A 13,726-nucleotide genomic window follows, 5' to 3' on the forward strand; every position below is an offset into this window, starting at 1 on the left:
CAAGATGGCGATGAGCCATGTCACCCCATCCCGCATGGATTGCGCGGGTATGGCGACCCCGGATCCGTCATCGGAACACCCATGCAAAGGACTGACGCTGGCGTGTATCGCCCAAATGGGATGCGTTGTTCCCATGACGTTTGAGGAGCCGGCAAGAGTGCTGAAGCGCTCGATCGCATCTCAAATCGTTATCTGGCCTGCCAGCCGGGCACTTGCCGGCCTCAACGTCGCTCCCGAGCCCGAACCGCCTACCGTTTGATCGAGTCAAGCCGTGTCAGGCTGCAGCCGTTCGCCGGTTGCGGCTCTGCCGATTTTAAATCTCGATCAAATTGGAAAGTGACATGAAAACGTTCATCTTGGCGGTATTTGCCGCTAGCCTCGCCGCGTCGGCAGCGACGGCGGCCACATCTGAAAATAAAAGCAATGGTCATTGGGAGTGGCGTTCCAATTACCAGCCGGGCCCGCGGGCGCCGCTTCAAGCCCCACGTCGCGTATGGGTTACGGACGTTCCCCAGTCGAGCGCCTGCGTGTGCCCGATGATGGAACGCGGTCGCGACGCCTGCATGTCAATGAAGGGCGGCCAGTCAACTTAAGCTGGCGAGCCTGAACAGGTGCCGGGCTCCGATCAACCATTTGGAGCCCGGCCATCATTATGACATGAAGGGACTAGAGGGATGCGCGCATCCATGATGCTCGCGGTCGCCGCGCTCACGACGAGCGCCGCGCACGCGCAGACACTTACCTATGACCAAGCGCTGCGCGATGCGGTTGCCAACGCCCCGGGAGCGGTTGCCGGTCGCGCGGGGGTCAGCGCCGCCCAAGCCGATGCACGTGCGGCGGGAAGCCTTCCGGACCCCCGTGTGTCGATCGGAATCGAGAATTATCCTGTCTCTGGGCCACCCGCCTTCTCCCTATCCAGAGACGACATGACGATGGGGCGTGTCGGTTTCCAACAGGACCTACCCAACCTTGCCAAGCGTCATGCCGCGCAAGCGCAGGCACGCGCCGTGATCGCAACGGCAGAAGCATCGCAAGCGACCAAGCTCCGGGAGGTGCGATTGGGAGCGGGGCAGGCATGGATCGACCTTGCTTATGCCGAGCGTCGACTAGCTGCCCTCGACACCGTTCTGCTATTCCTTCGATCTCTCCCTTCCGCTGCGCGGGCCGCCGTGACGACCGGTTCGGTCCGCCCTGGTCAGACACTGACGACCGATCAGGAGATCGCGGCACTCGACGACCGCCGCGACGAGTTGATGGCCGCCGTTGCGCGCGCCCGCGCGATGCTGGCTCGCTGGACCGGCGTATCGGCGCCCGAGATTGCCGGCGATATGCCCGCGATCGATCTGGCTCCGGCGCGGCTGCGGGACGCGCTCAGCCTTCACTCCGACATGGTTCTCGCCGAGGCCGGTATTCAGCGCGCCCAGGCCGACGTGGATGCGGCGCGAGCGGAGAAGCGACCCGATTGGGGGGTAGAGGTAGCTTATCAACGCCGTGACCCCCGGTATGGCGACATGGTGTCGGCGGGAGTTTCGATGAGCCTGCCGCTGTTCGCTCGATCGCGTCAGAACCCGCGCATCGAAGCCCGCAAATCCGCACAGGCGCAGGCCGAGGCCGCGCGCGAAGAAACCCGGCGCACATTGGCAGCCGATCTGGAGGCCGCGCTGGCGGACCACCAAATGCATCACAGCCAATGGCAGCGCGCGCGCGACGTGCTCCTTCCGCTCGCTCGGAAGCGAGCCGATCTGGAGATAGCGAGCTACTCTGCCGGTCGCGCGAGTCTTGCGGATGCCATCGAAGCCAAGACCGCGCTCGCCGACGCCGAGCTGACCGTGCTCGACCGTGAGGCGCTCGTCGCCGCAGACTCTGTCCGCCTCACCATTACCTTCGGGAGCGCCGATCGATGAGCGACACTACCATTACCCGCGCCCGCCTTGTCACCGCGGTAAGCGCGCTGGTGCTGGTCGCAGGGGGCGTGGGCTTCGGGCTCGCGAAACTTGGCACGTCCTCGGCTGCCGATCAAACGGCATCCCCAGCCCCGCAGAAGAAGATCCTCTACTGGTATGATCCGATGATCCCGGGGGAGCGGCACGACGGCCCGGGTCTCTCGTCGATGGGGATGAAACTGATCCCCCGCTATGCCGACGAGGGCGCAGGCGGTAGCGCCGCACCGGGCGTAGCGATCGATCCGGCCAGCCTCCAGCGGCTCGGCGCGCGGATCGTCACGGTCGAACGCGGATCGTTGTCAAACTCGGCCTCGGCAACCGGCAGCATCGAGTTCAATGACCGCAACGTTGCGGTCGTGCAGGCACGCAGCGGCGGCTTCGTTCAGCGCGTCTATGCGCGCGCGCCAGGCGATGTCGTGCCGGCAGGCGCCCCGCTCGCCGATATCCTTGTGCCCGAATGGGCGGGCGCGCAGGCGGAGTATCTCGCCGTGCGCCGCACCGGGGATGCCGGGCTCACGCGGGCGGCACGAGAGCGCCTGTTGCTTCTCGGGATGCCCGCCGGATCGATTGCATCGGCGGAGTGGCGCGGCCGACCGCAAGGTGTGACGACGATCAGCACGCCCGTGGGGGGCGTCATCAAGACGCTCGGCGTCCGACAGGGGATGACGGTCGCGCAAGGACAGACACTGGCGGAGGTGAACGGCCTCGCCACCGTGTGGCTGAACGCGGCTGTCCCTGAGGCCCTCGCAGGAAACCTGCGGATCGGCACGCCCGTCATCGCCACGCTGGCGGCTTTCCCGGGCGAAAGCTTCAGGGGCCGCATCGCTGCGATCCTGCCCCAGGCCGAGGCAGCGAGCCGCACGCTCACAATCCGCGTCGAGCTCCCCAACCGTGCCGGCCGGTTGCGCCCCGGTATGTTCGCCAGCGTGGCGCTCGACCAGGGGAGCCGCGATGCACTCCTTGTTCCGAGTGAGGCCGTGATCCGGACCGGCCGGCGCACACTCGTCATGTTGGCAGGGCCGGGTGGACGCTTTCGACCCGCCGAGGTTCGCACTGGCGCAGAAGGCGGCGGCAAAACCGAGATAGTCGCCGGCCTGACCGAGGGTGAGAAGGTTGTCGCGTCGGGCCAGTTCCTGATCGACTCCGAAGCGAGCCTCGCTGGCCTCGATGCGCGTCCGATTGGTGTCGAAGCGTCACCCGCAACAAAGCCGGCCGTGAAACCCACCGCGTCGATCTACGAGACGGTCGGCAGCATCGAGGCGATCGATCGCAGTTCCGTCACCCTGTCCCATCAGCCCGTTCCGGCGATCGGCTGGCCGGCCATGACAATGACGTTCCGCGTCGCCGATCCCGCGTTGGTGCGTGGGTATCGCAAGGGTGAGCGGGTGCGGTTCGGCTTTGATCAACCCGCCGATGGTCCAACGCTGCGCCGCATGACGCGCGAGGCTGGGCGATGATTGCCGCGATCATCCGCTGGTCGGTCGCGAACCGCTTCCTCGTCGTCCTGGCGGCCATCGCGCTCGCCATGGCCGGGGTGTTCGCAATGCGTGCCACCCCCGTCGATGCGCTCCCCGACCTGTCCGACACGCAGGTCATCATCCGCACGAGCTGGCCGGGCCAAGCCCCGCAGATCGTCGAGAACCAGGTGACGTATCCGCTCACCACGACGATGCTGTCCGTGCCTGGCGCGAAAACCGTGCGCGGCTATTCGTTCTTCGGCGACAGCTACGTCTATGTCCTCTTCGAGGATGGGACCGACCTCTATTGGGCGCGCTCACGCGTGCTGGAGTATCTGAGCCAGGTGCAGGGACGGCTTCCCCAAGGCGCGCAGGCCGCGCTGGGTCCTGATGCGACGGGGGTCGGCTGGGTCTATGAATACACGCTGTTGGACCGCACCGGCCGCCGTGACCTGTCGCAGCTCCGATCCTTGCAGGACTGGTTCCTACGTTATGAACTGAAAACGCTGCCCGGCGTTGCGGAGGTGGCGAGCATCGGCGGAATGGTGAAGCAATATCAGGTGCTGCTCGACCCGACGCGGCTCGCCGCATTCGGTGTCACGCACACTCAGGCCGTCGATGCCATTCGCCGCGCCAATCAGGAGGCCGGCGGGTCCGTCCTCGAGCTGGGCGAAGCCGAATATATGGTGCGCGCGTCAGGTTACTTGCGCACCGTCGACGATTTCCGCGCGATCCCGCTCAAGGTCGCCGGTGCCGGCGTCCCCGTTACCTTGGGCGACGTCGCGTCGATCCAGATCGGCCCCGAGATGCGCCGCGGCATCGCCGAGCTGAACGGCGAAGGCGAGGTCGCGGGCGGAGTCGTCATCCTGCGTCAGGGCAAGAATGCACGGCAGACGATCGAAGCCGTCAAGGCCAAGCTCGCGGAACTGAAAGCGAGCCTTCCCCCCGGCGTCGAGATCGTCACCACCTATGACCGCTCGCAATTGATCGACCGCGCGGTGGAGAATTTGACGGGCAAGCTGATCGAGGAGTTCGTCGTCGTCGCGATCATCTGCGGGTTGTTTCTGTGGCATGTCCGGTCTGCGCTGGTCGCGATCGTCACCTTGCCTCTGGGGGTGCTCGCGGCCTTGCTCGTCATGCGTGTGCAGGGGGTGAACGCCAACATCATGTCTTTGGGCGGTATCGCCATCGCGATCGGCGCGATGGTCGATGCCGCGATCGTGATGATCGAGAACGCGCACAAGCGGATCGAGCGATGGGAACACGACCATCCGGGCGTGGCGCTGGCGGGCGAGGAACGCTGGCGCGTCATCACCGAGGCCGCGGCCGAGGTCGGGCCGGCGCTGTTCTTCAGCCTCGTCATCATCACGCTGTCGTTCGTGCCGGTGTTCACGCTCGAAGCGCAGGAGGGACGGCTGTTCGCCCCGCTCGCCTTCACCAAGAGCTATGCGATGGCGGCAGCGGCGATCCTGTCGGTAACGCTCGTGCCGGTCCTGATGGGATGGCTGATCCGGGGACGCATTCCGGCCGAGAACGACAACATTATCAACCGCGTGCTCACCCGTGCCTATCGCCCGGCGCTCGACCGCGTGTTGGCGCGGCCTTGGGCGGCGATCGGCATCGCCGCCCTGGTACTGGCGACGACGGCATGGCCGCTGACCCGATTGGGTGGCGAGTTCATCCCGACGATGGATGAGGGCGATCTGCTCTACATGCCGTCCGCGCTTCCCGGCCTTTCGGCCGCGAGCGCCTCGGCCCTGCTCCAGCGCACAGACCGGCTGATAAAAACCGTTCCCGAGGTCAAAACCGTGTTCGGCAAAGCCGGGCGCGCCGAGACCGCGACCGACCCGGCACCGCTCGAGATGTTCGAGACGACCATCCAATTCAAGCCGCGCGATCAATGGCGCGCGGGGATGACGCCGGCAAAGCTGGTGGAGGAGCTGGACCGCACAGTGCGCGTGCCCGGCCTCACGAACGTATGGGTGCCTCCGATCCGCAATCGGATCGATATGCTCGCGACCGGCATCAAGAGTCCCATCGGGGTGAAAGTGTCGGGGTCCAACCTCTCCGAGCTGGACCGCATCGCCGGCAGCATCGAACGTGTCGCCAGGACCGTGCCGGGCGTCAGCTCGGCATTGGCAGAACGGTTGACCGGAGGCCGCTATGTCGATGTCGATATCGATCGGGTGACCGCGGGGCGCTACGGTCTCAACATCGCCGATGTGCAGGAGATTGTGTCCGGCGCGATCGGCGGCGAGACGATCGGCCAGACGGTGGAGGGCCTTGCCCGCTACCCGATCAGCGTCCGCTACCCCCGCGAGCTGCGTGACAGTCTGGAGGGACTGCGAACTCTCCCAATCGTCACCGCATCGGGTCAGCAGATCACACTCGGCACCGTCGCATCCGTGTCGATCGCGGAAGGTCCACCGATGCTCAAGACGGAAAATGGTCGACTCTCGACATGGGTCTATGTCGACGTGCGCGGGCGCGACCTGGCCTCCACGGTCGCCGATCTGCGCCGTGCTGTTGGCAAAGATGTTCGGCTCAGCCCCGGCGTCTCGATCGCCTATTCCGGACAATTCGAGTATCTGCAGCGTGCCGAGGCTCGGTTGATGCTCGTCGTGCCGGCGACACTCGCGATCATCTTCCTTCTCCTCTACCTTACCTTCGGTCGCCTCGACGAGGCGGCGCTTATCATGGGCACACTGCCCTTCGCGCTGACCGGCGGCATCTGGACATTATGGCTGCTCGGCTATGCGCAATCGGTCGCCACAGGTGTCGGGTTCATCGCGCTCGCCGGCGTGTCGGCGGAGTTCGGCGTCGTCATGCTGATCTACCTGAAACACGCATTGGCCGAGCGCGGGCCGTCACCGTCGGGCGAGCAAGTATCGGAAGCGATCAGGGAGGGCGCGCTGTTGCGGGTACGTCCCAAGGCGATGACCGTCGCTGTCATCGTCGCCGGGCTGTTCCCCGTGCTGATCGGGCATGGCGCCGGATCGGAGGTGATGAGCCGGATCGCCGCGCCGATGATCGGTGGAATGCTGACCGCCCCTTTCCTCTCCATGTTCATCCTGCCAGCCGCCTACTTGCTCTTGCGGCGGCGAGCTTCAACCCGCCCCGAAAGGAAGATCTGATGAAAGCCACTTTCTCCATGCGCGCCGCATTCATGCTACTAGTCACGCCGATCGCAGCGAGCGCTCTTGCTCAAGGCAGCAGGCCGGCTGCATCGGCTGTAAAATCCGGCAGCGGATCGGGGACGATCACTGCCGTCGACGCGAAAGGTGGAACCGTAACCATCAAGCACGGCCCGATCCCGACGATCGGCTGGCCCGCAATGACGATGACCTTCCGGGCATCCCCCCCGACCCTGCTCAAGGGACTGCGGTCGGGGCAGCGGGTCGCATTCACCGCCAAGGCGAAGGGTATGACGGCAGAAGTTACGGCGATCAGCCCGCATTGACGACGCGTGCCGACCTTCGCGTCAGTGCGCCATCGCCAGCACGGGCGGCGCAGCGATCATCCACAGCGCCATCGCGACCATCATCAGGTTTTCGGTGAGCGAGATGAAGCCGAGCGGCACGTTGCTGTCCCCGCCCACGCACGCGCATTTCAGCTCACGCTTGTCGATGTAGACGGCCTTGAACACCGACACCGCGCCGATCGTACCGATAACGAGCGCGACGGGCACCGACAGCCAGGTCAACGCGCCGGCTGCCATCAGGACGCCCGCCGCTCCTTCCGCGTAGGGATAGACATAGGAATAGGGCACCCAGCGCTTCGCGAGCAGATCGTAGTTGAGGAACATGCTCGAGAAGCTCTCGACGTTCTGGAGCTTGAGCATCGCCAGAGCGCACATCGAGAACGCGATGAACCATTCACCCGCCCGCACCGTGAAGGGCGTGCCGAGTACCGCATAGCTGGCGGCGAGCGCCATCAGCGCCGTCATCGCGAACACGGCAATCACCGGGCGATAGGTGACGGCCTTGGGGTCGCGGACCATCTTGCCGAAGAAGCGGCGCAGATCGTCATAGCCGCCGACCCGCTCCCCGGCGATAAAGATCTGCGGGGTCGTCTTGACGCCGTGCTTCGCCTTGAAAGCGTCGGTTTCTTCCCGCGTCATCAGCCAATGGTCATCGACCGCATAGCCTTCCCGGCGCAGAAGATCCTTCGCCTTCAGCCCGAAAGGGCAGGTATGTTCCGGCATCACCATCCGGTAGATCGTCGCCTGTTTGGCGGGGGCGCTCGCCATGCCGCTTCTCCAATATCCTCGCCCCGCCTATATAGGGTCCGTACCATAGTACGGAGTCAAGGCATGACCGGCATGACGATCGCGGCGCTCGCGCGCGAGGGCGGCGTCGGCGTCGAAACGGTGCGCTACTATCAGCGTCGCGGTTTGCTGGACGAGCCAGACCGGCCGACCGGGGCTGGCGCCGGAGGCGGCATCCGGCGCTACGGCACCGATGACGCCCGCCGCCTTCGCTTCATCCGCTCGGCGCAGGCAGCCGGTTTCACGCTCGAGCAGATCGGTGAGCTTCTGGCGCTGGATGCGACCGACGATCGCGCGCGTGCGCGCCAGCTCGCCCATGAGCAGATGGCGGCGCTGGATGCGAAGATCGCCGAGCTTGAACAGGCGCGTGCTTCGCTGCGTCGGCTTGCCAGCGAGTGCGGCTCGGGATCGGCAGGGCCGTGCCCAATCCTGACAGCGTTCGATTCACCGACTGAGTGATCTTTGATTAGCTCCCAGGCGGTCAGCAGGAGATTTCGGATCAGGCAAATAGATCGCCGATCGCACGCATACGGAAGGCGTTGATCCACCGACGTCGGCGATGCTCGCTGGCGTCGTGGCGCATGTGGCACCGCTGGCAGAGTGCAGCGAGGTTGCGTGGTCGGTTATCGCTCGGATCATGGTTCAGATGCGCGCTAGCAAGAACCACGCGCGTGATCCGCACTTGTGAAGGTGGATCAATGCCGACGAAGCCAGGTTGCGCGCATAAGAGGGCGTCGGGCGGCGGCAGGCGGCGAACGCACCTGCCCTGCCCGTTGCGCCACCTGCTTATGTCCTCATCCCACCAAACACCATCGCCCAGATGCAGCACATGACGACCATGCGGGCGCTGACAATGTTCGCAGCGTCCTTTGGCGCGGCCAAACCGGATGAAGGCAGATAGTTCACGCCAGTCAATCGGGTAGAGCCAGCGATGTTCACGCGCGATTGGCATAACAATTCTATGATTCAGTATCGTGGAGAACGAAAGCAGAAAACAGCAGTGACTCAACTTATCCATTACGGCTAGGTCACTAAGCGATTAGCTGACTTGGCTACTCAAGGAATGGTGTCAAAACCGTTCGGGCCTGTTGAAAAATGCCGGACATGCCGGGTTGCTCCTTCGTTTCACCCCTGCCGAAAGGAGCGTCGCTATGATGGGACCAGCCTGTCGCGGTAAGCGGGAAGGGGCGTCCCGCCGCACCATAGAAGCCATGTTGCCCGCAGACCACCTGCTGCGTCGCGTCGATCGATGTCTCGACATCGGCGAGTTGAGACAGGCACTGGCCGGTCACTACAGCGCAAGGGGACGGCCATCGATCGATCCCGAACTCCTCATCCGCATGGCCTTGGTCGGCCGCATTTACGCGATCACGTCCGAACGGCGCCTGTGTGAGGAGCTGCGCTACAATCTGGCCTATCGCTGGTTCTGCCGTCTCGCGCCGGGAGACAAGGTTCCGCACCACTCGACGTTCAGCAAGAACCGGCACGGTCGTTTCCGCGATGCCGACGTGTTCCGGATCCTGTTCGAAAGCACGGTCCGACGCTGCATCAGTGAAGGACTGATTGGCGGAAAAGACGCCGCGATCGATGCATCGTTCATAGCGGCTGATGCGAGCTGGCAGCGCAAGACCGTTCCTGGCTACCTGCCGTATGTCGCCAACGCGTCGCGCGCGGTTAGGGAGTGGGTGCACGACACTGGAGATGCCGTCTTTGAAATGGCGCGCTCGAAAAGCTGCCAAGGCGTCTCTCGAACGGACCCTGCCGCGGCTTGGTCGGCGCGAACGGTGCGTGGCCGGTTCGGCTACGCCCTGAATGCGCTGGTCGACACCCCGAGTGGCGTCGCTCTCGATGTGAAGGCGACACCGGCTCGGTTCGCGGAGGAAGTTGATGCGGGGCGCGTCATGCTCGAGCGATCGGCCGATCGCTTTGATTATCGTCCCAAGCGGGTTGCGGCCGACAAAGCCTATGGCAGCGCCAACTTCCTCGGCTTCGTAAGGGATCACGGCGCAATCCCGCACATTCCGGTAATCGACCGTACGCAACAGACCAAGGGCAAGCTGCCGCGAACGGCCTTCAGCTATGATCGTGACATTGACAGCTTTACCTGTCCGACCGGAAAGCCGCTCCGACATCATGCCTTCCATCTGCCCACCGGCGTACACCGTTATGCAGCCGATGCGCGTGACTGCGAGGCGTGCGTGCTTCGGAAGAAATGCACGACGGCGCGGCGTCGTACCCTGGTTCGGCTGGACGATGAGGACGTCCGCGATCTTGCCAGAGCCGAAGTGGAAACCGGGCTCTACAAGCGGTCTATGCGGTTGCGGCGCGGGGTTGAACGGTTCTTCGCTGACGCCAAGGGTAAGCATGGCATGAGGCGGCTTCACCTGCGCGGTATCCGCGGAGCGGAAGAAGAGTTCCTGATCGGCGCGGCGGTGATGAATCTGATGGTCCTGGCGCGACCCCAGCGGCTGACGGGCAAGCCGCGCCGGGGAGTATGCGTCCCCGCAGCGCTGACGCCGGCTGCGATCTCGGCCCGGTCGATTGAACACGACGTGATCGCCTCGCCTGCTCGACGATATGCCTGATCGCTGAGGCGCGGCGTGATCTATCACGCGGCTTGCAGCCGTTCTTTGCGGTATGGCACACCGTCGAGCAGTGCCTGGCCCGGCGCCTTGGGCGTGCCGTCACCGTTCACGTACATATAGAGTGTCGTCGTCGTCATCCCGAGACGGCGCGCGACATCGGCTGCGATCGCGTTGCGATCGGACATGGCGGCCGTCGCTATCGCCAGCGTTGCCTTGTCCATCTTGCGGGGTCGCCCTCCCATGCGCCCCCGCGCGCGTGCCGCGGCAAGGCCGGCCTGTGTGCGCTCGGCGATCAACTCGCGCTCGAACTCTGCAAAAGCGGCGAAGATGCCAAAGGCCAGGCGGCCGTTGGCGGTGGTGGTGTCAATCTGCGCGCCGGCGCCGGTCAGCACCTTCAACCCAATGCCGCGCTCACGCAGCGCCTCGGCGGTGATGACCAAATGCCTCAGGTCGCGTCCGAGGCGATCCAGTTTCCAGAGCACCAGTGTATTGCCGGGCTGCAATGCCTTGAGACAGGCAGTCAGGCCGGGACGTGCATCATGACGACCCGACGCGAGATCCTCATAAATGCGCGAGGCATCGACGCCTGCGGCGAGCAGCGCATCGCGCTGCGGTGCCAGCGTCTGCGATCCGTCAGCCTTGGACACCCTCACATATCCGATGAGCATCGCCACCCTGCCAGAAAAGATATCTGACACCCTGCAATGTGCTGGTGGTTTCCGCAACGGGTATTCCGACCACAAGGCAGGGGGGACGAGGCAAAAACAGCAATCGCCAGAAAACCGGTCGTTTTTCTGGCGGTTGGTGTGCGCTGTGAGTGCCCCGTCGCTTCACGGCCAAAGACAGTTACGGTGGAGGCTTCGGGAAACTTCGGCAACAAATTAGCGTGGTGCCGGATACGATCAGCTTTGCGAAAGGGGGGGGGCTGACCATAGGCGTGGGTGGCGATGCGTTTGCTTACTCGTTTTCGGGACGTAGCGGTGCGGACTAGTGTCGCATCGCCGCGGGCAACGAAAAGCTTTTAAACCACCGCCCCGGTGAAAGCCCCAATAAGGGCCGTCATCCCCATCGCAAGGACACCCAGTAAAACCACCCGGATCATGGCGCGCCCGATCGGGGCGCCGCCCGCCTTCGCTCCAAGCGCACCCAGCACGCCAAGCAGCACCAATGCCGTTGCTGGTACCGCATAAAGCACAGCGCTACGCGGTGCTAATGCAGCGATCACGGGTAGGATCGCGCCGGCGGCAAATGCCAAGGCCGAGGATACCGCGGCCTGCATCGGCTGCGATGCGCCGTCGTCAGCAAGGCCAAGCTCATCACGGCGATGCGCTCCCAGAGCGTCATGTGCCATCATCTGTTCGGCCACCTGAATCGCTAGCGACGGCTCGACGCCACGCCCTTCATAGATTGCGGCCAGTTCCCGCGTTTCGGTCACGGGCGAACGTTCCAACTCGGCCGATTCCCGCGCAAGGTCAGCGTTCTCGGTATCCGCCTGCGAACTGACCGAAACATATTCGCCCGCCGCCATCGCCAGTGCACCCCCGACCAATGCTGCTACCCCCGCAACAAGGACTGTGCTCGCAGTCGAGCCTGGCGCGGCTGCGACACCGACGATCAGGCTTGAAACAGAAATGATTCCGTCGTTGGCACCGAGCACCGCTGCGCGAAGCCAGCCTGTACGGTGGACGAGATGATGTTCTCCTGGCGCGTGATCGATGGCGTCGGTCGTCATTGGCTATCCTAAAGTATGTCGAACTCGGTGAGCCGCCGAGTGGGCGGGAATTGGATTGTATTTGGCTCCGGACAGCAGTGCAGGGATGATGGAGCGATGTAGCTACGCCAGGTGCGTTGCGGCACGGGCCTGACGAACAGCTGACGAAAGCGATGGCTCCCGTAATTTCAAGTCTAGACCTCGAGTCGGACGCGAAACGAAGCACCCCCGCCTGTCGCGTTTTCGACGCTGACCGTTCCACCATGCGCTTCGGTCAACCGTTGCACGATGCCAAGGCCTAGGCCCGCTCCGGTAGAGCTGCGGCGATCCTTGCGCCAGAAGCGGTCAAACACGTGCGGAAGATCGACCTCTGCAATCCCCGGCCCGTAGTCACGGACCGTCAGCTGTGGACCGGGTCCCGCGCTTACGTCGATGGGCGTGACGCCGGGCGCGTGTGACAGCGCATTGTCGATCAGGTTGCGATAGATGCGGAAGATCGCTTCCGGGTGCCCGATCGCCGCGGTGTCGCCGAAGCTCTCGAAACGTAGATCACGCTGCGCCGCGAACACCTTTGGCGCCATCGCGGCCACTACCTCTCGACCGATGTCGGCGAGATCGATGGCCACGTGACCATCGATGGCCAGCGCGTCGGCCTGGGCAAGATCGAGCATCTGTTCGACGAGGCGGGTCAGGTGCCGCGCGTCGGCTCGCAGTTCGTCCCGCTGCTTGCCTGCCGGAAGCCGGTCGAGCGATAGCTGCATGATCGACAACGGTGTGCGCAGCTCATGAGCGGCGTTGGCAGTGAACTCCCGCAGGGTCGCCATCGCTGCATCGAGCCGGCCGAGCGCCCGATTGACGGCGCTGACGAGCGTATTGACCTCTCGAGGCTCACTCGGCTCCGAAAGGCGAAGCAGGGTGTTGTCGGGTTCCAGCGCGTCCACCTCTCGCTCGGCATTGCGAAGGGGTTGGAGCACGCGGCGGACGGCGAAGACGTTGAACAGCAACAGCAACAGCGACAGCGGGATCAGCGGCAACATCACGTGCTGAATGATCTCGTTCACGATCACCGGCACATAGGGGCGGATGCCGTCGCCTTCGAACTGCATCGCCAGCCAACGCCGCTCGCTGCCGCGGTCGATCGCGCGGACGCCCGATATCCGATAGCCGCGGGGGGTATGTTCGCGTCGCGTCCAGTCGACCAGGGTCGACGCACCGTCGATCCCGGTCTGACCCACCCGCCGGAGCTCGGGTGATCCCGGTTCGACATATCGCGCGGACCAGGATTCGGCCCCCGGCGGTCCGGTTAGCAGGTCGGGCGACAGCACGCCGCCTGCCTGAGCCTTCGTCGCTTCAAGCGTCAGCAATTCCTGCGCAAGCGATTCGGGCTGGCGACTGTAGGTGAACACGACGATCCCGACGTCGAGTGCTGCGAACAGCAGCGTGAACGCCGCCAGACGCGCCGCAATCTGTCGGAACAGCGTAGGGGACCGTCGCCTTGGCCGAACTGCGTCCATCTTATTCACCAGATACGCTCGGCGCGAACAGCGCATAGCCGACGCCGTGCACGGTGCGGACCTGCACGTCCGCCCCGACGGCGGTCAGGCGCTTGCGCAGCCGCGATACTGCCGCTTCCAACGCATTGGGCGTTACCTCGGCGTCCATAGCATATAGACCCCATGACTGCCGGAGCCTTGGAGGCTCGAATCTGAGATGCTGATGATGGATTTGTTAGCAGCGGAGACGAGTCATGACGGAGGCAGTGA

Annotated in this window: 12 protein-coding genes; 6 read left to right on the top strand and 6 right to left on the bottom strand. The window is 64.5% G+C overall.

Annotated elements, in window-relative coordinates:
* Window positions 1–686 precede the first annotated feature (686 nt).
* From GGR47_RS17770 to GGR47_RS17785, 4 genes are read left to right on the top strand one after another with little or no spacing between them, the layout of a single operon-like run.
* Window positions 687–1,904, top strand: coding sequence for a TolC family protein (locus GGR47_RS17770; protein ID WP_018251210.1), 1,218 nt, complete (start codon window positions 687–689; stop codon window positions 1,902–1,904).
* Complete coding sequence (locus tag GGR47_RS17775; protein ID WP_061780583.1) at window positions 1,901–3,400, top strand: efflux RND transporter periplasmic adaptor subunit; 1,500 nt, start codon at window positions 1,901–1,903, stop codon at window positions 3,398–3,400. Before GGR47_RS17770 ends, GGR47_RS17775 begins: the two co-directional genes overlap by 4 nt.
* Complete coding sequence (locus GGR47_RS17780; protein ID WP_018251208.1) at window positions 3,397–6,534, top strand: efflux RND transporter permease subunit; 3,138 nt, start codon at window positions 3,397–3,399, stop codon at window positions 6,532–6,534. Before GGR47_RS17775 ends, GGR47_RS17780 begins: the two co-directional genes overlap by 4 nt.
* Window positions 6,534–6,860 carry a copper-binding protein gene (locus tag GGR47_RS17785; protein ID WP_017980774.1) on the top strand — a complete coding sequence of 109 codons (327 nt, stop codon included), beginning with the start codon at window positions 6,534–6,536 and terminating at the stop codon, window positions 6,858–6,860. The genes GGR47_RS17780 and GGR47_RS17785 overlap by 1 nt, the downstream gene beginning before the upstream one ends.
* A gap of 21 nt (window positions 6,861–6,881) precedes the next feature.
* Here the strand turns inward: GGR47_RS17785 and GGR47_RS17790 are convergent, their stop codons facing one another.
* Window positions 6,882–7,649: a glutaredoxin family protein gene (locus GGR47_RS17790; protein WP_017980773.1), complete on the bottom strand. Its 768-nt coding sequence runs from the start codon at window positions 7,647–7,649 to the stop codon at window positions 6,882–6,884.
* A gap of 72 nt (window positions 7,650–7,721) precedes the next feature.
* Here GGR47_RS17790 and GGR47_RS17795 point away from each other — a divergent pair, with 72 nt between their 5' ends.
* Window positions 7,722–8,126, top strand: coding sequence for a MerR family DNA-binding protein (locus GGR47_RS17795; protein ID WP_101750172.1), 405 nt, complete (start codon window positions 7,722–7,724; stop codon window positions 8,124–8,126).
* Window positions 8,127–8,166: 40 nt separating this feature from the next.
* On the opposite strand, the gene GGR47_RS17800 is transcribed toward GGR47_RS17795, so the two are convergent.
* On the bottom strand, window positions 8,167–8,685 hold the full coding sequence (locus tag GGR47_RS17800) for a hypothetical protein (RefSeq protein WP_231376781.1): 519 nt from the start codon (window positions 8,683–8,685) through the stop codon (window positions 8,167–8,169).
* Window positions 8,686–8,818: 133 nt separating this feature from the next.
* Between GGR47_RS17800 and GGR47_RS17805 the strand changes: the two genes are divergently transcribed.
* A complete protein-coding gene (locus tag GGR47_RS17805; RefSeq protein ID WP_226341918.1) occupies window positions 8,819–10,252 on the top strand; it encodes a transposase in 1,434 nt (477 codons plus the stop codon).
* Between the two features lie 23 nt (window positions 10,253–10,275).
* On the opposite strand, the gene GGR47_RS17810 is transcribed toward GGR47_RS17805, so the two are convergent.
* From GGR47_RS17810 to GGR47_RS17825, 4 genes are all read right to left on the bottom strand, one after another.
* The gene (locus GGR47_RS17810; protein WP_147036046.1) at window positions 10,276–10,920 is read right to left on the bottom strand and encodes a recombinase family protein; all 645 of its coding nucleotides are present in this window, start codon (window positions 10,918–10,920) and stop codon (window positions 10,276–10,278) included.
* Window positions 10,921–11,273: 353 nt separating this feature from the next.
* A complete protein-coding gene (locus GGR47_RS17815) occupies window positions 11,274–11,984 on the bottom strand; it encodes a VIT1/CCC1 transporter family protein (protein WP_038069674.1) in 711 nt (236 codons plus the stop codon).
* Window positions 11,985–12,157: 173 nt separating this feature from the next.
* Window positions 12,158–13,477, bottom strand: a complete 1,320-nt coding sequence (locus GGR47_RS17820; protein ID WP_244305030.1) for a sensor histidine kinase — start codon at window positions 13,475–13,477, stop codon at window positions 12,158–12,160.
* Between the two features lies 1 nt (window position 13,478).
* A complete protein-coding gene (locus tag GGR47_RS17825; RefSeq protein WP_244305032.1) occupies window positions 13,479–13,625 on the bottom strand; it encodes a winged helix-turn-helix domain-containing protein in 147 nt (48 codons plus the stop codon).
* Between the last annotated feature and the right edge of the window lie 101 nt (window positions 13,626–13,726).

Origin of the sequence: Sphingomonas aquatilis, assembly GCF_014196115.1 — a bacterium.
GTDB lineage: Bacteria > Pseudomonadota > Alphaproteobacteria > Sphingomonadales > Sphingomonadaceae > Sphingomonas > Sphingomonas aquatilis.